Below are 19292 nucleotides of genomic sequence, written 5' to 3'. Positions count from 1 at the left end.
GCACTTGTCGGACATAAACGGCCCACTTTGTGGGCCGTTTTTCTTTCTGGTTAACGATGGATTTACAGTAGCGTCATGCCATTGCCTGAACAACTCACACAGCAAGTACTAGAACGGGTAGAACAATGTTATCTTCAGGCTGAAACACAATTAAATTGTGTGTTAGCTCGGCCGATAATTTTGTTTAATCAACGTGGTAAAATTGCCGGTACTGCACTACTGCAACGTAATACTTTAAGATTTCATCCGCAGATATTACGCCAAAATATATCGCATTATCTCGAACATGTTATTGCTCACGAAGCTGCCCATTTAATTGTGTGGCAACGTTATGGCAGAGTTCAACCTCATGGCAAACACTGGCAATACGTAATGACGCAAGTATTTAATTTGCCCGCTGCCAGAACCCACAGTTATAACACCGACAATATTGGCATTAAAGAAATTAGTTACCAGTGCCAGTGCTCGGTGATTAAGTTTTCGGTTAGGCGCCATAACATGGTGCTTAAAGGTACTCGTTACCTGTGCCGCAGCTGTCGAAGTGAGTTACAGCCGGTGCCATAACCATTGCCTTAACCAGTGCCTTCAACGTTGTAATAACCCCACTACACCAAACATCAACTGTGCAACCAAGCGTATTTGGCTGTGCCTCTTGTTACTAAAGGAATTCTCTTGAATCGATTGTTATTACTGGCCGCCATTTTATTGCTGCCTTGGCTTAGTGAAGCCTCACCAAAAAACTTTCGTCAGGCAAAAAAAATTGCGCTCGCGTTACATCAACCCCAAGATCCGAGTTTCTATTGTGGCTGTGACATTCTGCGCAATGGTAAAAAACTGGTGCCCGACCTGTTGGGTTGTGGTTATCGCTATCGCAAACAATTAAAACGCGCCAGCCGGATTGAATGGGAACATGTGGTGCCGGCTTGGGAATTTGGTCACCAACGCCAATGTTGGCAGCAAGGACGACGTAAAAACTGTTCGAAAAATGATAAAGTATTTAAACGGATGGAAGGTGATCTACATAATTTAGTACCCGCGGTTGGCGAGGTCAATGGCGATCGATCTAACTATCGTTTCAGCCAGTGGGGTGGGCAACCGCAGCAATATGGTCAGTGTGATTTTATCGTCGATTTTAAAGGCCGCAAAGCACAACCGCCAGCGAATAGACGTGGTGATATCGCGCGAATATACTTCTATTTTCAGCAGCAATACCACTTAAAAATAGCCAAGTCGCAACTAAAGTTATTTAGCGCGTGGAATAAAATCGATCCGGTTGATCAAGCCGAGTGTCGCCGTGAGCGTCGAATAGCTAAAGCACAAGGCAATAGTAATCCATTTGTTAGAGCCCTGTGTTTTAACAGCTAACCTGATCCTGAACATTTCTTAACCGGCATAGCTTAATGAGTATTGTTCGATTGAAATAATTGAGTTAATTTCGATAAGCATTACACGGCGAAATGATTGCCCCTGCAACGGCCAAACGGCGGTTGCAGTGACAATGGTGTTTAGTCTAGGGGTCCGTGTAGGGTTTAGTGTAATAAGCTGTACAATTTACGACGATAAACTGAAGCCGCCGCATCACCTGCTGGCAATGCAGCAATGATATCTAAATAACGTTTTTTAGCGTCTTCAAAGTTAAGATCTCCCTGTAATACATTAAACAATAACTCCAGCGCATCTTCACTACGATTAGCCTGACTATAATTAATTGCCAAGCTGAGTTTAACGTGATTATCAGTTGGGTTAGCCGCTAATTTTTGCTCTAATGCTTTAATCTCTGGTGACTGCCCCGCTTCTTCGGCAAGTTCTAACATTGAAACTAAGCGTTGGTAATTGGCATTTTGATCTTCTAGCGCAAAACTAGCCAACAAGCCCTTTGCCTGCTCAAGTTGGCCAAGTTTCACTAACACCTCAATGTAGCAAGATTTGATATCCACTCGCTCACTGTCTAATTGATAAGCTTGGTCGATAACACTGAATATCTCGTTAATTTCAGCGCTCTCATCGAGCAACATTGCACTGGCTTTTAACAATAATTCTTCTTCAGGTTTAGGTAAGTACTTAGCTAACATCGCTCGTATTTGCTCAATCGGAACTACGCCATTGATAGTATCGATTGGTTGGCCAGCGCGAATTAAGACCAAGGTTGGCACTGATGTGACGCCAAATTGTCCCGCAATTTGCCCTTGCGCATCACAGTCAACCCGAGCCAAAACAACACGAGATCCCAGTTCAAACATTAAATGGCGCAGTTGTGAAGACATCGGCGCACTAGCGGTATCGCGCGGAGAATAAAGTTCGACCAAAATCAATTGTTCAGGTTGTTGCAATAAAACTTGCTGAAAATTTTCTGCGGTTATTTCGACAATATTTGTCATGTAATCATTTCCTATTAAAACAGTACTATTACAGAGTAATTTGAGGGCGCTTAGGGCTAATTACAATGAGGCAGTAGGTTTTATTTATGTTTATAATATGTTGTATGTGGTCGGTCCAGCTTGTTATGATGCTTTTCACTTAAAACATCGAGTTAAGACACCGTCACTATGAACTTATATTTTAGATTGCTATTTTTGCTATTATGGCAGATCCCTCGTAACAAAACGAAGCAAAGCTTGCTCGACACCAGTCACTACTCATTTAAAGTGTTACCGCTCGATTGTGATATAAACCTACATTTGACCAATTCACGTTATTTAGCCTTAATGGATCTCGCCAGAACGTTGATGATGAGTGACTGTGGTTTATTCTCAAAAATGCTTAAACGTAAATGGCTGCCAATTGTTAGTTCAACTGAGATTACCTTTATTAAAGATATTAAACCCTGGCAATCTTGTGATATTGAAACAAAGGTTATTGGGTGGGATCACAAGTATTTTTACATCGAGCAACGCTTTGTTTGTAACGGAAAAGTGCATGCGATTGCTAACTTGCGTGGTTTATTTGTCCATAAGCGTAAAGTAGTCGATATGGATAAGTTAATTGAGTTAACCGGTGAGACGATTAGCAGCCCTGAGTTACCGTTAAACATTATTCATTGGCAAGCGTTGTTAACCGCAAAAAAAGCCAACAGCTAAATATTCAGCACTCAAGTTAAATAGCGTAGATATAAAAAAACCTCCGAGCAGTGATGCAACGGAGGTCTTATTTAATGATAAAGCTTAAGTATTATTCTTGGTCTTCGTCGAATTCATCATCAAGCTCGTCATCAAATACTGGGCCATTTTCATCCATAAAATAGGTGCCCCAGCCATCGTATTGAACCTGATGCTTCACGGCGATTCTGATTAATGCTTCGCTATCTTTGTCTAAGCGTTCAACACTTAATTTGTGATCAATCGTCGCATCAAAACAGAAAATGATTGCACCATCGTCTAGTTCTAATTCTTCAGCGTCAGAAACTTCTAAACCCAGTTTAAATGCATCAACTGCTGCTTTTTCTAAAGCATCAAAATTTGCACAAGACATGTGGTGTTCAATTGGATATTCAACATCCGGCGCGCTACCATCGGCTAATAAAGCGTCGACAATTTCACGGTTTTCTATTTGTTGATGTTCAATTTCTTTTTCAACAGACATAATTTTTCTCATCAGGTAACAACGCGGCTATTATAAAGCAAAATAGCCGCGTAAGTTAAACAAATTCATCACTACATCACGACTTCGGGAGGTTAAGCTCATTGACTTGCTGATCGAGCGCTTCGAGTTTGTCACTCATTAAGCTGTGACAGTGATCAGCGAGCTTTCGCACACTCTTTTTATCGTATTGCTCAGTCGCTACTGGGTCCATCATCTCAACGATGGCGTAACCGTTATTCCAGCGGTTAAGGCTAAAGTCTTTGGTGCTGCTTAACACAACAGGAATAATAGGAACTTGGGCAATTATCGCGGTATGGAATGCGCCAGTTTTAAAGGGTAATAAACCCTCTCCCCGGCTACGAGTGCCTTCAGGAAACATCCAAATTGATAGTTTGTCTTTGACCATACGTTCAGCAGTTTGATTGATCGTTCCTGCGGCGCGGGTTTTATTTTTACGGTCAATTAAAATATTACCCGCTAACCAATATAACTGGCCAAAAAATGGGATCCACTTAATACTTTTTTTACCAATACTAACCGTGCCCTCAAGCACTGCCGCAGAAATTGTCACTAAGTCATAAGTGTTTTGATGATTACCAATAAAAACCCGAGGCATATATTCAAGGTTTTCAGGCACCCGTATCACCATTTTAATGCCAAGTAATGGCGCTAGTTTACTTAACATGCCAGCACAAACGTGAGTGTTGTTACTGTGAAATGGCCGGAGCAAGCAATATAAGCAACCGGCAATACAAACAAGTATAAAAATTGGCACTAGAAAAATAATTCGAACAAATGCAATCATTGAAATCCCTAACATATTCAATGTAAAAATAATGGCGCTATTATGATTAAAGCCTTAGCAGATGTATACAGTTGTAAGCTCAAAATTTAGCTAATACTTGAAATAAATCGGCTTTATTAAAAATAACCTAGCCGATGAAACTAAAGAGTGTTAAGCCAAAACTCACCACTAAAGTCAGTCGCCAAGCCACTGAGTTCACAATGGCTTTGATCGTAAAGTGAATTATTATTGCCGCTAACACTGACCAATAACCACGCCAAAAACTGAGCAGAAAACCAATCATTTCCTGAGGATTTAATGCGGCATCAAAGGTTAAATAACGAATTACATAAAATCCGGCCTGACTCAGTGATATCAAACCAAAAACAATTAATAAACCAGAAATAGCCAATCGGATGGCCCGTTGATTTGAACTCAAGAAAATACCTGCTTAGATCAATGATCGGATGTTCTGAAAAGGCACATCATACGTGATTAATACCCTGAGGTTTAGATTATTTACCGCTCCACATTTAGCCGTAACAAATAATGTTGTTAAAAACGGCTGCTTCAGATTTCAAATTTCGATAACCATGTGCTTGGTTAGCACAAAATTTAACGACCTCGCCTGTTTCCAGCGGTCGCCACTTACCGTCAAGGAAATATTCCATCGAGCCTTTGAGCACCATAATATGCTCAATAACGCCATCGTTATGTGGCTGTGATATGTGCTGATGATTATGCGCTAAGGTAATTTCAAATACCTCGATTGCCGTCACCGGATCAAATTCAAATAAGGTCACAAAGCTGATATCGGCTTCACTGGTCACTACCGGGCTTGCAGGCTTTAGCGCATTGGGTTTGGTTAAAAAATACGATAATGGCAACTCAAAGCCATTGGCAATTTTCCATAACCGAGCAATGGTTGGGCTCGATTCCCCGCGCTCTATTTGGCCCAGCATTGCTTTAGAAACCCCAGTTTGGGCACTGCAAGCATCTAAGCTCCAACCTTTGTTCGCGCGTGCGGCTTTTAGATTAGTGCCCAGTTCTTGATTAATATTATCGCGTTGCATCTTAACTTACCTATTTATCGTGCCATACCGATATGACAATTACCTTGTGCGTTATAACATACAATGCTAGATTAGTCCCGTGCGCTTTAACGCACAACATTAACCACCAGCATTGCCGCAACCTATTTGTTGCCTCAGAGGGCGCCATGATCCGCATCAACAATATTCTAAGCCGTATCACCGCAGGTTTTGTCGCCGTATTAGTCGGCTTTACCAGCAGTATCGCATTAATTTATCAAATGGTAATTAACCTTGGGGGCGACTCAGCCTTAGTCGCCAGCTGGATTATGGTACTTGGAATCGCCATGGGTCTGCTGTCAATTGGCTTATCCTTGGCCTTTAAAATGCCTGTTCTCATTGCATGGTCAACACCTGGTGCGGCTTTACTCATTACCAGTACTGCAGGTTTTACTATTAACCAAGCGATTGGCTCCTTTATGGTGTGCGCGTTATTAATATTTTTAAGTGGGATCAGTGGTTGGTTTGAAAAATTGCTGACAAAGATCCCCAAACCATTAGCCAATGCGATGTTAGCTGGGATCTTGCTCAATTTTGGGATTGAGGTCTTTAACTTAGTCAATCAAAACGTGATTATTGTTGGGGTGATGTTAACCGGTTACTTAATTAGCAAGCAGCTAATGCCGCGTTTTACCATGCTTATTGTATTAGCGCTCGGCATTGGTCTGGCGTGGCAGTTGCAACTAGTCGATGTAAGTCAGGTGACATGGCAGCTCGCCGAGTTTACATATATTAGTCCGCAATTTGATGTTGCGGCCATTATCAGTATTGCATTGCCGTTATTTATCGTGACAATGGCTTCACAGAACGTGCCCGGTATTGCGGTATTGCATGCGCACAATTATCAGCTGCCCATTTCGAAAACTGTCAGCGCCACGGGTTTAATAAATTTACTGATTGCACCATTTGGCGGATTTTCAATTAACTTAGCCGCTATCACCGCCGCATTATGTATGAGCAAAGATGTCGACCCCTGCCACAGTAAACGATATTGGGCCACAGTAGCCGGCGGGTTCTTTTATATCTTATTAGGCTTGGGCGCCGCCAGTCTAATGAGCTTGTTTGAAACCTTGCCTCAAGCGTTAATCTTAGCATTGGCAGGCATCGCATTATTTTCAACCATTGCAGCGAGTTTAAAACAGGCATTAGCGACCCCTAAGTTTAATGAGGCGGCCATTATCACGTTTTTAATTACTGCGTCAGATCTGGTGTTGTGGGGGATTGGTTCGCCGTTATGGGGCATAGTTGCCGGTATAATCACCTTAACGGCGCAGCGATACTTATCGCCTAAAAAGAATAATAACCAAGCGCCAACCATTAACCAGCCTGTATCTCAGAAATAATATTATTCAAAATTTCTTGATAACCGGCCGCTGTTTCTGCGCCATTAATACCGTATTTATCATTTACAATTAACATCGGCACGCTGGTCACTCCGCGTTGCCGATACAGTTGTTGCTGTTGCAACACTTCTTGATGATATAAATCGCCAACTAATAACTGCTTAACCCCCGACTCTGGCAAACCAACGTTAATCGCAATTGTCGTTAGTTTGACGATATCACTAATATCAATGCCATCGCTGAAATACGCCTTAAACAACGCCAATTTTAACGGTGTTTGCAGTTGGTGCTGTTTGGCCAAATGCAATAAGCGGTGACAGTCTAAACTATTATAAATATGCCGGTGTTCCAGTGGTGAAAACTCAAAACCCACCGCTTGTCCACGCTCAACAATTGTGGCATTGTTCTCTTGCTGTTGTTGTGCGTTCATGGCGTATTTACGATTTAAATAACGGCCCAGTTCTTCACCTTCAGGTGCCATATCAGGGTTTATTTCAAACGGGATCCAATTAAGTTCAATTTCAATATCATCACCCAATGTCGCCAACGCCAGCTCCAAGCCTTTGTAACCAATAATACACCAAGGACAAGATACATCTGACACCAAATCTAGGGTTAATTTCATGTTATTTTCTCTTATTCAGCCATATATTTAATTCTGCCATGTCTTTAGTATATTAAAACTCATCAACTATCGCTATGTTCACTTGGCCATTAAGTTCATTGGTTAACGCCAAGTAATTAAAGCCCTGCTCTAAGTTATATACTGTCGCGGCCTGGCCAATTTTAATCCGTTGCGCTTTGTCGACAAAGATCACCAATTCTTTAACGGTAGAGTCTAGTGTGACCGCCCAATTATTGTATCTGGGCTCAGACAACAGCAATAAGTTATTAAACTGTGTTGCATTTATCCCAGTGCTCATCAACCGAGTTGGCGTGATAACCGCGGTATTATCGTATTCAATTCGTGGTTGCATTGTCACTAAATAGTGAGTAGCAAGTTCTTGCTGTTGCGGTGAAATCTCTAAGCGCCATTGCGGTGAGTCAAACCAGCTTTTATTTTTTTGCTTGCCCGCAATATTACGGCCGTTGAGCTCACCATCATCACCGTCAATTTCAACATAGTTACGATACTTATGCCCACCAATCACTAATGTTTTGGCATGTTCAGGCGCTAAAATGTCTACCCGCATAGTGCTGTGTTTGTTAACAACAGTAACGGTTTCACCTTTTGTGGTAAATATGCCACCGTTATCATCCCCTGTTAGTTGGCGCATGCGAGAAAAAATCGGCTTATTAATAGTATGTAGTAGCCACTTCGTTTTGTCCTGCGGGTCAATCGTCTTGATATTGTCATAAACCAACATCATATCTTGGCGATTAAGATAAACGAGGGTTCTTTCAACCCGGCGAACTTTACCTTGCTCCCCGTTGCTATCAAAACGATTACTATTATAAGCCGCCGTTAGATCTGACGTTATCGCTGTATATAAGCCAGTTTCATGATGATATTTTAGTAACTTGGCCCCTTCGACATGCAGCCCCTGATACAGCTGTTGTTGCCAGTGCTTAAAACTTGTAATAGCGCTGCCCAGAGGCATAACCAGCCGTTGACCACCAGCGGCAACGTTGAGATCAAACAAACGATGCGGCTTAACAACTTCTGCGGTTTTCTGAATTAATAAACTATTTTTAGCGATGGTTCTAATCGAATAATGTTTTCTGTTATCGGTATTGATCTCACCAGAGTAATAGCTACTATTGACTGCTAAGGGTGCGCCTTTAAACAGCGAAAAATGTCCCGCATCATAATGTTGATGATGAGCGAAAGTATGACCAGCCCGATAAGTGATAAACGTTGCATCCTTGCCCCAGTCGCTTCGAATACTTAAATGATTACTAAAATTAGCCCCAAATAATTCACTGGGTTTTAACTCACCCGCCAATTGTGACATCGAACTTTGATTAGTTGCTAAGGTGTTAACGGCGCTAGCTGCATAAAAAAAGGGTAACAACCAACGATAGCTGGGGTAATAGCTGTCTTGTTTATGTTTTTTTCTAATCACTTGGCCAAACTGATAAAAAAACACCTCGCCGGTTATTTGACCAATAAGATCAATCACCTTTGCCGTTTCATCTTTTAAATCAATTCGTGGCCCTTCATCGCCCCAGCCTTCAATTTTAAAATCGGGACGAGTAAGATAAATATGCCACAAACCTATCCGGCCTATCGTTTTTTTGATTTGATTGGCTTTAGTGATGTTTTGCTGTTCGGCCAACGCAGATAGTGCCAACACAGTAACGACGGCTCGCGTATTAATCCAGTAGTTATAACCCTCTGGCCACACTTCGGTCGCAGAAATAGCCTGATAAACATCGTTAAAATGTCCATAAGCCCGGCGATACAACATCTGCTGTGTCGCCGTTTCAGCCTCTAACACCGTGGCCAGCAAAAAAGCATTGGCGGCCAGTGATGAGCGTCCGTGCCACAGAGACACAATGTCGCCATCGAGCAGCTCAAGATAAATTTTAAGCATCGCAGAAATTTTAGTATTAATGATTTGCGATGCCGCAGGTGAAAAATATGGGCTTGCTTTAGCAATGTCATACACCATGGCAAACAACCAGCTGTTGCCATAGCTGCCCGTTACGGTTGGGGTAGTCAGTTTGTAGTCAATTAGCAATTGTTCTAACTTACGCATGCTTTGGTGGCTTGGCAGCGCTAAAAAACAATGTAGCTGATGTTTAAGTTGATTTTTTTTGCAGGCAGGACGAAATCCGATGCGATTTGATTTGAGTTGATCTAAGCGCCCTTGGTAAAAATGGGGTGTAGTCAGGCCATTCCAGCCCCGTAACTGGGTTAAAAATATTCGTGGATAGGGACGGCTAGCCTTTTGAATCACGTTCAAGTCTTGGTAGCGTTGCTGATAGGCAATAAAATGCTGACTTTGATCAACCAAATTAAACTTTAGCGCGGCCTTATTAAGCAAGCTAGTAAAGGATAATTGATACACTTGCATTAGTCCAATCACCGTAACTGCACCAAGCACAGCAAATAAAACCAACAACAGTCCAAGTTTCTTTAACATATCACTCACCACGTTCTCACGCTCCAGTAGAAAAACATGGTCGCCATCGATCCATGAAGTTGAATAGCCATCACTGGCTTTAGCTAAGCATTAAAAATAGTAAGAGTTGTCTGTTTTTACAAAATATTACTTTATTTAATCATTAAAATTTGAGTGACGATGCGACTTTTATCTAGCAATAATAAACATGACTCGCTTTGCTTGGCAGGCACATTTTGACTAGCATCGCCACGCTAATTATCCTATAGTCACGCCATCGCTTTACTGAGAATTAACCATGTTTAAAGATAATGCGCTGCTAGCGCAATTAAAAAACAACATTCAAGAAAATTTACCGAAAATTCAAGGCCGAGTTAAGGCCACGGATAAGAGCTTTGGCTTTTTAGAAACAGACAAAGGCAAGAGCCATTTTATTGCCCCGCCGTTGATGAAAAAATTGATGCATGGCGATGAAATTACAGCACTATTACGTACCGACAAAGGTAAAACTCAAGCCGAGCCTCTCGCGTTAGTCTCTGCGGCGTTAACCCAGTTTATTGGCCGGGTGAAGCAGCACAACAATAAGTTATATGTCGTGGTCGACAACGCGCCGCAAATAAAGCCGATTCGTGCTAAAGGTATTAGCGGCCAACCATTGGCAGAAAATGATTGGGTCAATGCGACCCTTACTCGCCATCCACTGACCGACGACGCTGATAATGCGAGTTTTTATGCGCAAATAAATCACTTAATTGCAACGGAAGACGATACTAGCGCACCTTGGTTGGTGACTTTGGCTAAGCACAATGCGCAAGGCGCTGACTTACCAAGCCAAGCACCGACTGAACCCGAAACATGGCAGATGGCCGATCAAGAATTAGCACGGATTGATTTATCTCACCTGCTATTTTTCACCATTGACGGCGAAAAAACGCAAGACATGGATGATGCTATTAGCATTAGTTTGCTCGAGAATGGAAACTGGCAGCTCACGATTGCGATTGCCGATCCAAGTGCATATATTTTACCAGATTCAGAGTATGACGTTGTCGCAAAGCAACGGGGATATACCCATTATCTACCGGGTCGAAACATTACCATGTTGCCACAAAGTTTAAGTCACGATTTATGTTCATTGGTTGCTGGCGAACGCCGCCCGGTAATGTTGTGTCAAATGGAGATCAATAGTAAAGGCTCATTAACCGAGCACATTGAATTTAATGCGGGTTGGATAACCTCATCGCACCGCCTTAGTTATCATCAGGTCACCAATTTTATTGAGCAAACAGCACAAGAATGGCAACCGTCCCCTCAATTAGCGCAAGCGTTAACGACCTTATCTGAAATGGCGTTTGCTCGTGGCATGTGGCGAGCGAAAAACAGTCAGTTATTTGAAAGCCGCCCCGATTACCGTTTTGAACTTGATGAAAACAACCGAGTTGCGAACATTCGTGTTCAGTATCATGGGGTAGCCAACCAAATGGTTGAAGAGTCAATGTTATTGGCCAATATTTGTGGGGCAAAGTTATTAAAAAATCACTTAAATAACGGCGTATTTAATACCCACCCAGGCATTGATCCAGACCGAGCGGCGAAAGCGGAAATATTGCTCAAAGAACACCGTTACATTTACAGCAAAGCGCACCTTTTAACCATCGTAGGCTATTGCCAACTGCAGCGTGAATTAATCAGTCGTAATGACAATAAGCTCAGCGCGCGTATTCGTAAGTTCCAAAACTACGGCACTATTAGTGCCGAGCCGTTACCTCACTTTGGTTTAGGTGTTGAGCAATATGCGACTTGGACCTCCCCTATCCGTAAATACGGCGATTTACTAAACCATCGCTTAATTAAGTCAATTATTAGTCAAGGCGCTACGGCTGCCGCCATTGTTGAAGCTGATGTACTGCGATTAAAAACGCAACGTGATAACCAACGATTAGTGGAACGCGACATTGGCAACTGGCTATACGTTGACTACTTGGCCGGTGCCGTTACGACCAAGCAGCCATTTGTCGGTAATATTTTTAATATTAATCGCGCTGGTTTTATGGCCAAATTACGTGATAACGGCGCCGTGGTCTTTGTGCCAACGTCGAATTTACATGCCGATCGTAAAGCGTGTAAGTGTGATACCGAAGCGGGACAAATATCCATTAATGGTCAAGTTTGTTTTAGTCTCAATGATCAGGTTGAACTTGTTATCACTCAAGCAAACCTACCAAAACGTAGCTTAATTGCTAGCCCAGTAGTCACCGAGTAAACTCTATCAATCAGCCCACTCATTGCGATGCTCTTGCGATGTATTTGCAATGGGTAGGCTGACTTGTCCTACTGTCTTAATCTTTGTATAATTGCGCCCAATTTATAGTAGAAGCAATTACCATGACAGATTCAAACAGCACCATTAGCCAATTTATCAATGCCGTAAAACCAACTCAAACCATCTGGGGCCTGCAAGATAAATCAACCCAAGACTGGGTAATTGTCGACTCAATTAATTTCGAGAAAACAGATGTAATGCCACTGTGGTCTTCACAAGAGCTAGCGCAGCAACATTGTAATGGCGAATGGCAAGATTTTTCGCCGGCGCAAATATCATTCAATGACTGGTTTGAGTTTTGGCAAAAAGACTTAAACGAAGATGGCGTGATGATTGGGGTTAACTGGCACGAAGAACAAGATTGCGTTGAAATGGAATTATCAAAATTTTCATTAGAATTAGCGACTGTTGAAGCGTTAAGCAAATAAGACGCTAATTTATAAAGTACTTAAATAATATTAAAAAAAGTACTTAAATAACGTTTAAAAAGAGTACTTATAAAGTTAGGGTGCCACCTGTCAGGTAACTGAGAGTTTGGCCCCTTTGCTCTGCCCCTGCCCTTCTTTTCTAACTTTAGCCACCAGATATTACCTCACCAGATAAATGTGTCTTGCACGTTAAAAATTAGACTATGGTAAAAGCATTCTCCCCTGCTGTTGACCTTGCCAGTCGTGATTTAGAGACAAAATAAATGGACGTAATAGAAAACAGTTAGAGTGTTTAACCCAAACCATGAAAGATACGGCGGCTGATGCTCATTCATTTTAGCTAAAATATCACTTCGGCGGCTTAATCGCGGTTTTGACCTTATTAAACATTGATCTAATCTTAGTGAAATCGATTAGTTTTAGGCACAACGTCGATTATTGGCTAATCATGGTCGGGATCATTCTGATCATCACACTCAGTTACAAATATTTTTACTTCGTGCTTAGCCATTATATTAAGTTCTCTCAATCGCACCTTAAATTAAAGTATAAATACGAATTAACGTTAAATTTCGCCCTTTGCAATGGTAAAAACAGTGATTACCAGTACTACCTAGAGCAAAGTGTGATGGAAAAACCGACCTTCGTGCTTGATCAAATCGACTTGTGTCAGGATCAGGAATACAGCTTTGTCTATGTCCCAAAAATATCTATTGAATCATCATCGACTTAGGTTTGAACAACTGAAAAATAACGACCGAACATATTTACTGATAGCGATGGTAATAATCTTGCTCACACTCAGTATTCGAATAATTTTTCTATTAATAAGCCACTAAATGCCACCACAGATTCAGTCATTTAGTGGGAGCTGACACACCTAACATCTATTGTGCCATGATAATCGTTTGAATATCTGTTAGCTGTTATGCAAGTTGAATTTCTCGATTACAACGCCACGAATATCACCATCTAGACTGCGCTTAACTAATCTGACATTGAAAATATAAGCCATTAGTGCTAGTTTTACTCAAATAACGACCGTTTAGTATTAGAGTATTTATGATCAGATTCAATACCAAGGAATTATTTTGAGCGCTACTATTGCCGCACATTGCCACAAGTCTAGTGTTAGTGATGAGTTAATTAAGTCCGAGTCAATCGAACGGATCTTACGTATTACCAACGCATGTTTAAATGCCTCGCAGGTAACCCTTTTCTTAGGTGATGAGCAGGCCCAGCGTTTCATGTCTATGCCACATTTAGCACAAGATCTGCCAGCATCGCTTAGTACTTTTATTGAATATACCAAGCAAACTGACGCGCCCTTGATTATAAACGATACGATTAGCGATCCTATCGCAATCAAGTTAACCTCCGTTGTCGAACGCCCTAACATCCGCTTTTTCGCCGCTGTACCTTTGCATAACAGTCACGGAGAATGCATTGGTTGTTTGTCGATTTCAGACCAACAGCCACGCGAACTCACTGCCGCAGAGATTGATAGTTTAATTGATCTGGCCAGTACGCTAACGACGCTGCTTGCGCCAAAAATTTCAAATGATGCGATTGACTCACAGCAGTTAGCCCAAATGTCGCAGCAACTACGCAGTAACAATCAATTAAGCAAGTTAAGAAATCATACCTTAGAGTTAGTTGCTCAGGGTAAACCGATAATGACAGTGTTGCGCTCAATCATTACCGGGGTTGAACAAGAATTTCCGAAAATGCTCTGCAGCATCTTGCAACTAAATCAACAAAAAACCCACTTTTGCAATGGCATTGCTCCATCCTTGCCCGATTTCTACAATGATGCCGTTGACGGCTTAGCGATTGGCGACAATGTTGGTTCTTGCGGTACGGCGGCTTTTCGAGCGCAGCGGTTTGTCGTTAGCGACATTGCTAGCCACCCCTACTGGGTCGGCGCTACCCCGTTGACCAAACGAGCAAATCTTGGTGCTTGTTGGTCGCAACCTATTCTTAGCGTCCATGGTGACGTGCTTGGCACTTTTGCGATTTACCATCAAAAAATTACCGTTCCCAGTGAACTTGAGTTTCGATTAATCGAGCAATCGGCCCATTTGGCCAGCATTGCCATTGAGCGAGACCAAGCCAACAAGCTGATTTGGCATCAGGCCAACTACGACGCCTTAACTGGCTTACCAAATAGACAATTGTGCCGTGAGCATCTTGCGACGGCTATGGTTAATGCCAAACGATCTCAGCAACAGGTTGCGGTGATGTTTATCGATCTCGACCGTTTTAAAGAGGTTAATGACACCCTAGGTCATGCTGAAGGCGACGCCCTGTTAATTGAAAGCGCAAAAAGGATCCAACTCAGTGTCCGGCCGGTCGACACGGTGGCGCGATTTGGTGGCGATGAATTTATCGTCATTTTAGCCGAGCTTAACAACTGCGCCGAAATTGAACGTGTGGCCCAGCAGATCATGGTGCAATTGACCTTACCTTTTTCGTTAGGTCAGGACATCGTCCATATTTCAGCGAGCATCGGCATTAGTTTGTACCCTAATGATGCCGATAATATCGAATGCTTAATGAAAAATTCCGATCAGGCAATGTACCATGCCAAAGGACTCGGCCGCGATTGCTACCATTTCTTTACGTATAATATGCTAAAAGCGTCGCGTGCTCGAATGTCTTTAATCAATGACTTACACCAAGCATTGGCTAACGACGAATTCGTTCTATATTATCAACCGATTATCGATCTTCATAGCGGACAAATTAACAAAGCCGAAGCACTGATCCGTTGGTTTCATCCACAACGTGGTTTAGTTAACCCCGACGAGTTTATTGGCTTGGCTGAAGAAACGGGATTAATTATTCCGATCGGTGAATGGGTAATCAATCAGGCGCTGAGTCAGGCAGCACACTGGAAAAAACAGCTTGGCCACTCGTTTCAAATCAGCGTTAATACCTCGCCGGTTCAATATAATAATACTAAGCCCGCTCAGCGCTGGCTTGACGTACTGACCGAGCCGGGCGTTGACCATTCAAGTATTATTATTGAGATCACCGAAAACATTCTGATGGATTCCCAAGCCGATATTATTGATATCCTCAATAATTTACGCACACTGGGCATTGAAATTGCTATCGATGATTTTGGTACGGGGTATTCCTCGCTAGCCTATATTAAGAAATTTAACATCGATTATCTAAAAATAGACCGTCAGTTTGTTCATAGCATGACCAGTGAAAATGATGATTTTGTGTTATGCGATACCATAGTAACTATGGCAAAAAAGCTCGGTACACGGGTGGTTGCCGAAGGCATCGAAAATAAACAGCAATTGATGTTATTGCAAGAGATGGGCTGTGAATTTGGTCAAGGATTCCATGTCGCTAAACCTTTGACCTGCGCCGACTTTGAGCTGCAATTTATCCTCAATGGTCGTGATGAAGCTTAATAACCCGATGACAGAGTTTGCTCTGTCATCAGATATTATCAACTTATTACAATTTTGCTAAGGTTTGATAAAGCGCATTAAGACTGGCTACACCTAATTTACGCGAACGTTCAGGCGACCAACCCATCTCTTCATCTGGGGTATCAACGGTATCTTTAAAGGGCATTTCCAGCGTCATCGCCAAACAATTGAAGTGTTCAGCAATATAATTAGTACCAACTGTCATTAATGCCTGACCCGGTAGATCTTTTTCATAACCAATGTCAGTTTGAAAATCAGGGCTGGCATTAACTAACGCTTGTTGGTAATGGTCTAGTTCAGCTTGGCGCTGTTCATTCCAACTTGGTATGCCTTCGGCTCCAGCAATAAAGTTATAAGGCAAGGCTTCATCGCCATGCACATCAAGACAAAAATCTAACCCAGTTTGTTGCATTTTCTGGCGAACTAAAAATACTTCAGGGCTATATTCCATGCTCGGGTTTTGCCATTCGCGGTTTAAATTGGCGCCGGCCGCATTAGTACGTAAATTACCACGACGACTACCATCAGGATTCATGTTTGGTACCACATAAAACACCGCTTGATCGAGCAACGCCCGCGAAATTGGGTCTTCAGGATCGAGCAACGCATTAATCATGCCTTCCATCCACCACTGCGCCATCGTTTCACCCGGATGTTGCCGCGCAATCAACCAGCAAATCTTTTTACCAGCGCCCGGCTCACCAACGCGTAGCAAATCCATGTCTTGACCATCGAGGGTGTAACCCAAATGAGTATGCTCAACCAAATCGCTCAATTGTGCATTAGCAATAAGATCATGATGGCGTTCCATCGGATAAGGCGCAAAGTAGGCGTAATACACCACATCGCATTCAGGAGTGTGATTAATGGTTAAGACCGAACCATCAAAATCAGTAGCAACCCGAAACCACGTTTGGCGATCATACGAAGCAACGGCTTGGTAGTCTGGCCAACCATCGACATATGCAGCATTAGCGGCATTAACAAAATTCAACCGGCAATCAAGATTTTTAGCACCGCTTAACTTAAAATAAAACCACTGATAAAAATCAGAGTTATTGTCTTTGGGGATTTCTAATTGAATATTGCTGGCATCGCTGACATCGATACAACGGATATTGCCGCCGTCGAAATTGTGGCTAATTTGCATAGTAGACCTTATCAGGCATCATAAAAAAATCCATGATAGCAAATTTACCATGCACTAGCGCTGTTATAGTTGATTAGCCGCAGCTATTTAACCTAGCAACATCGAGCGCCCAGCTATTGCAGCAACCAGACCGTTTCCAGCGCTGGACATTTACCCTTTAAACCACCAGCGATATTAAACGAAACCAGTTCTGACAAGGTATAAGATGCTTGATATTGCTGAGCTACTTCATTTTTTGATAATGAAAATGGCGGACCGCTCAGCAAAGATTGATCATACTCAAAAGTTAGCAACAATTGCGGCGCGGTCTTGGTAATTTCAAGGATTTGACTAACGTAGTTATTACGCATTTCTTTTGGCAATGCCACCAGCGCGGCGCGATCATAAACCGCATCAACCCGCCCTAAAATATCAGCGGTCAATGCAAAGATATTACCCACAAAAATATCGATGTTAGTGCCGCTATAACGTTTGAGTTCACCAACAGCAGTAATTGTTGGAGTAACATCCAGATCAACAAATAACTGTTCAATGGCACTTTGGCTTAATTCGGCCCCGACTACTTGGTAACCTTGAGCCAACAACCAACCAATATCGAGTGTTTTGCCACACAATGGCACAAATACTCGATTACCAGCCACCAAATTTAGCCGACTAAAATACTGCACCAACATCGGATTAGCTTTGTGCATATGAAAAGCTATTTGGTTAAGTCTCCACTTTTGGTGCCAAAAATCTACGTCCATTATGTATCCTTTAACTTATTAATTACCATCAAGCAGTAGAATAACATTAACATGGGACCTTAACTTGGGACACCCATAACTATATTATTGATTTTACAGTAACCTAGCTAATTTGTGAGAGTTTACACCATCCGTGTCCTATACTCTCGGTGTTACAGTCGACTAGCTGAGGTGAAACATGACCCGCGCAAGACATTCTCAAATTGATTTAACCGCAACCAGTTTTTATCACGTTATCAACCGTTGTGTTCGACGCAGTTATTTGTGTGGTGATGATGACGTTAGCGGTAAAAACTTTGACCACCGCAGACAGTGGCTAGTCGATAGATTCACCACTTTGTCTGATGTTTTTTCAGTTAACATTGCCGCTTATGCGGTGATGAGCAATCATTATCATCTGGTACTTCACGTCGATAAGGTGGCAGCAGATATCTGGTCAATGGATGAAGTTATCGAGCGTTGGTACCGTTTGTTTAATGGCCATTTATTAGTCGACCAGTACCTAACCGAAGATACAATAAGCCCTGCTCATTTTATCGCGGTAGAAAAACTCGTTGAGCTATGGCGGGCAAGGCTTTACGACATATCTTGGTACATGAAATGTTTGAATGAACATATTGCGCGACAAGCAAATAAAGAAGATAAATGTACCGGGCGTTTTTGGGAAGGCCGTTTTAAATCTCAGGCGTTACTTGATGATATAGCTCTGCTTAGCTGTATGGCTTATGTTGATTTAAATCCTATTCGAGCAGGCGTAGCATCCAACGTATCTGAAAGTAATTTCACCTCGATTCAAAAACGTATTGTCCAATATAAATCCCATCAGAAACAAGACGCCACTACCAATCCGGATACCTCTGTAGCCGAGCAACCAAAGACCCTGCTGCCATTCGCTGGTACTAATAATACAAAAGTTATTCCATTTAGCTATAGCGATTATTTTGAATTGGTTGATTGGAGTGGCCGTCATGTAGACCCTAACAAAACCAGCTATATTGATTCAGATGAGCCCAAAATACTAACAACACTAGGTATTGCTGAAGATGACTGGCTAACAGCTGTTAAACATTTTAGGCGGCAATATGGCAGCTTTGCTGGCACGAATGAACATTTACGCGACTTTGCCCATAGTCACGGTAAGAGTTGGTGTAAGCACCCCTGTTAATCGATTAATAATCATAATACCAAATAGGTAATAGTTATCTCCGGCACCGCTTTGTCCAAAATTCAATCGGGTGTTAATAAATGAAGCCAACTCTGAAAATTTAGTGAATATATCGTTAGCTCACATCTGAGATGAGTATTTTTGATACTTCAATAGTCATACC

General features: G+C 42.2%; 18 protein-coding genes. 9 read left to right on the top strand and 9 right to left on the bottom strand.

Translation table 11 applies throughout. From position 1 onward, the window contains the following. The first annotated feature begins 75 nt into the window (after positions 1–75). Both HRU23_14310 and HRU23_14305 read left to right on the top strand, forming a co-directional pair. Positions 76–564 carry a SprT family zinc-dependent metalloprotease gene (locus HRU23_14310; GenBank protein NRA55314.1) on the top strand — a complete coding sequence of 163 codons (489 nt, stop codon included), beginning with the start codon at positions 76–78 and terminating at the stop codon, positions 562–564. 102 nt (positions 565–666) lie between these two features. Then, positions 667–1365, top strand: a complete 699-nt coding sequence (locus HRU23_14305) for an endonuclease (protein NRA55313.1) — start codon at positions 667–669, stop codon at positions 1363–1365. Between the two features lie 164 nt (positions 1366–1529). Here HRU23_14305 and HRU23_14300 read toward each other — a convergent pair whose 3' ends face one another. Next, entirely contained in the window at positions 1530–2378 is an 849-nt protein-coding gene (locus HRU23_14300) for a tetratricopeptide repeat protein (GenBank protein NRA55312.1), read from the bottom strand. A 168-nt stretch (positions 2379–2546) separates the two neighbouring features. Here HRU23_14300 and HRU23_14295 point away from each other — a divergent pair, with 168 nt between their 5' ends. Next, a complete protein-coding gene (locus tag HRU23_14295) occupies positions 2547–3077 on the top strand; it encodes a thioesterase family protein (protein NRA55311.1) in 531 nt (176 codons plus the stop codon). Between the two features lie 91 nt (positions 3078–3168). On the opposite strand, the gene rraB is transcribed toward HRU23_14295, so the two are convergent. From rraB to HRU23_14275, 4 genes are all read right to left on the bottom strand, one after another. Next, positions 3169–3579 (bottom strand): ribonuclease E inhibitor RraB, encoded by a 411-nt coding sequence (gene rraB, locus HRU23_14290; GenBank protein ID NRA55310.1) that lies wholly within the window; start codon positions 3577–3579, stop codon positions 3169–3171. 76 nt (positions 3580–3655) lie between these two features. Beyond that, positions 3656–4384 carry a 1-acylglycerol-3-phosphate O-acyltransferase gene (locus HRU23_14285; protein NRA55309.1) on the bottom strand — a complete coding sequence of 243 codons (729 nt, stop codon included), beginning with the start codon at positions 4382–4384 and terminating at the stop codon, positions 3656–3658. A 127-nt stretch (positions 4385–4511) separates the two neighbouring features. Then, on the bottom strand, positions 4512–4802 hold the full coding sequence (locus HRU23_14280) for a hypothetical protein (GenBank protein NRA55308.1): 291 nt from the start codon (positions 4800–4802) through the stop codon (positions 4512–4514). A gap of 94 nt (positions 4803–4896) precedes the next feature. Then, the gene (locus HRU23_14275; protein ID NRA55307.1) at positions 4897–5436 is read right to left on the bottom strand and encodes a helix-turn-helix transcriptional regulator; all 540 of its coding nucleotides are present in this window, start codon (positions 5434–5436) and stop codon (positions 4897–4899) included. A 146-nt stretch (positions 5437–5582) separates the two neighbouring features. Between HRU23_14275 and benE the strand changes: the two genes are divergently transcribed. Then, positions 5583–6797 carry a benzoate/H(+) symporter BenE family transporter gene (benE, locus tag HRU23_14270; GenBank protein NRA55306.1) on the top strand — a complete coding sequence of 405 codons (1215 nt, stop codon included), beginning with the start codon at positions 5583–5585 and terminating at the stop codon, positions 6795–6797. Here the strand turns inward: benE and HRU23_14265 are convergent. Continuing rightward, the gene (locus HRU23_14265) at positions 6772–7422 is read right to left on the bottom strand and encodes a DsbA family oxidoreductase (GenBank protein NRA55305.1); all 651 of its coding nucleotides are present in this window, start codon (positions 7420–7422) and stop codon (positions 6772–6774) included. The two genes, benE and HRU23_14265, sit on opposite strands and share 26 nt — an antisense overlap. Before the next feature lie 52 nt (positions 7423–7474). Next, on the bottom strand, positions 7475–9886 hold the full coding sequence (locus tag HRU23_14260) for a hypothetical protein (protein NRA55304.1): 2412 nt from the start codon (positions 9884–9886) through the stop codon (positions 7475–7477). A 277-nt stretch (positions 9887–10163) separates the two neighbouring features. Here HRU23_14260 and HRU23_14255 point away from each other — a divergent pair, with 277 nt between their 5' ends. From HRU23_14255 to HRU23_14240, 4 genes are all read left to right on the top strand, one after another. Then, on the top strand, positions 10164–12128 hold the full coding sequence (locus HRU23_14255; GenBank protein ID NRA55303.1) for an exoribonuclease II: 1965 nt from the start codon (positions 10164–10166) through the stop codon (positions 12126–12128). 122 nt (positions 12129–12250) lie between these two features. Next, positions 12251–12616, top strand: a complete 366-nt coding sequence (locus tag HRU23_14250) for a DUF2750 domain-containing protein (GenBank protein NRA55302.1) — start codon at positions 12251–12253, stop codon at positions 12614–12616. Positions 12617–13019: 403 nt separating this feature from the next. Continuing rightward, positions 13020–13349, top strand: a complete 330-nt coding sequence (locus HRU23_14245) for a hypothetical protein (protein ID NRA55301.1) — start codon at positions 13020–13022, stop codon at positions 13347–13349. A 358-nt stretch (positions 13350–13707) separates the two neighbouring features. Next, positions 13708–16047, top strand: a complete 2340-nt coding sequence (locus tag HRU23_14240; protein NRA55300.1) for an EAL domain-containing protein — start codon at positions 13708–13710, stop codon at positions 16045–16047. A 46-nt stretch (positions 16048–16093) separates the two neighbouring features. Here HRU23_14240 and HRU23_14235 read toward each other — a convergent pair whose 3' ends face one another. Both HRU23_14235 and tmpT read right to left on the bottom strand, forming a co-directional pair. Next, a complete protein-coding gene (locus HRU23_14235) occupies positions 16094–17218 on the bottom strand; it encodes a carboxypeptidase family protein (GenBank protein ID NRA55299.1) in 1125 nt (374 codons plus the stop codon). A gap of 113 nt (positions 17219–17331) precedes the next feature. Continuing rightward, complete coding sequence (gene tmpT / locus HRU23_14230) at positions 17332–17964, bottom strand: thiopurine S-methyltransferase (protein ID NRA55298.1); 633 nt, start codon at positions 17962–17964, stop codon at positions 17332–17334. A 178-nt stretch (positions 17965–18142) separates the two neighbouring features. On the opposite strand from tmpT, the gene HRU23_14225 reads away from it, so the two are divergent. Further along, the gene (locus HRU23_14225; GenBank protein ID NRA55297.1) at positions 18143–19129 is read left to right on the top strand and encodes a transposase; all 987 of its coding nucleotides are present in this window, start codon (positions 18143–18145) and stop codon (positions 19127–19129) included. The last annotated feature ends 163 nt before the right edge of the window (positions 19130–19292 follow it).

It is taken from the genome of Gammaproteobacteria bacterium (genome assembly GCA_013214945.1).
Classification (GTDB): domain Bacteria; phylum Pseudomonadota; class Gammaproteobacteria; order Enterobacterales; family Psychrobiaceae; genus Psychrobium.
Note: the sequence above shows the minus strand (reverse complement) of the source record. Positions and strands in the feature narration are given on the sequence as shown.

What these genes read in the sequence shown, in the direction of transcription:
- HRU23_14275 (NRA55307.1), bottom strand. Translation starts at nt 5,436, where the DNA reads ATGCAACGCGATAATATTAATCAAGAACTGGGCACTAATCTAAAAGCC.
- HRU23_14300 (NRA55312.1), bottom strand. Translation starts at nt 2,378, where the DNA reads ATGACAAATATTGTCGAAATAACCGCAGAAAATTTTCAGCAAGTTTTA.
- HRU23_14235 (NRA55299.1), bottom strand. Translation starts at nt 17,218, where the DNA reads ATGCAAATTAGCCACAATTTCGACGGCGGCAATATCCGTTGTATCGAT.
- HRU23_14255 (NRA55303.1), top strand. Translation starts at nt 10,164, where the DNA reads ATGTTTAAAGATAATGCGCTGCTAGCGCAATTAAAAAACAACATTCAA.
- HRU23_14310 (NRA55314.1), top strand. Translation starts at nt 76, where the DNA reads ATGCCATTGCCTGAACAACTCACACAGCAAGTACTAGAACGGGTAGAA.
- HRU23_14250 (NRA55302.1), top strand. Translation starts at nt 12,251, where the DNA reads ATGACAGATTCAAACAGCACCATTAGCCAATTTATCAATGCCGTAAAA.
- benE (NRA55306.1), top strand. Translation starts at nt 5,583, where the DNA reads ATGATCCGCATCAACAATATTCTAAGCCGTATCACCGCAGGTTTTGTC.
- HRU23_14225 (NRA55297.1), top strand. Translation starts at nt 18,143, where the DNA reads ATGACCCGCGCAAGACATTCTCAAATTGATTTAACCGCAACCAGTTTT.
- HRU23_14265 (NRA55305.1), bottom strand. Translation starts at nt 7,422, where the DNA reads ATGAAATTAACCCTAGATTTGGTGTCAGATGTATCTTGTCCTTGGTGT.
- rraB (NRA55310.1), bottom strand. Translation starts at nt 3,579, where the DNA reads ATGTCTGTTGAAAAAGAAATTGAACATCAACAAATAGAAAACCGTGAA.
- HRU23_14260 (NRA55304.1), bottom strand. Translation starts at nt 9,886, where the DNA reads ATGTTAAAGAAACTTGGACTGTTGTTGGTTTTATTTGCTGTGCTTGGT.
- tmpT (NRA55298.1), bottom strand. Translation starts at nt 17,964, where the DNA reads ATGGACGTAGATTTTTGGCACCAAAAGTGGAGACTTAACCAAATAGCT.
- HRU23_14285 (NRA55309.1), bottom strand. Translation starts at nt 4,384, where the DNA reads ATGATTGCATTTGTTCGAATTATTTTTCTAGTGCCAATTTTTATACTT.
- HRU23_14295 (NRA55311.1), top strand. Translation starts at nt 2,547, where the DNA reads ATGAACTTATATTTTAGATTGCTATTTTTGCTATTATGGCAGATCCCT.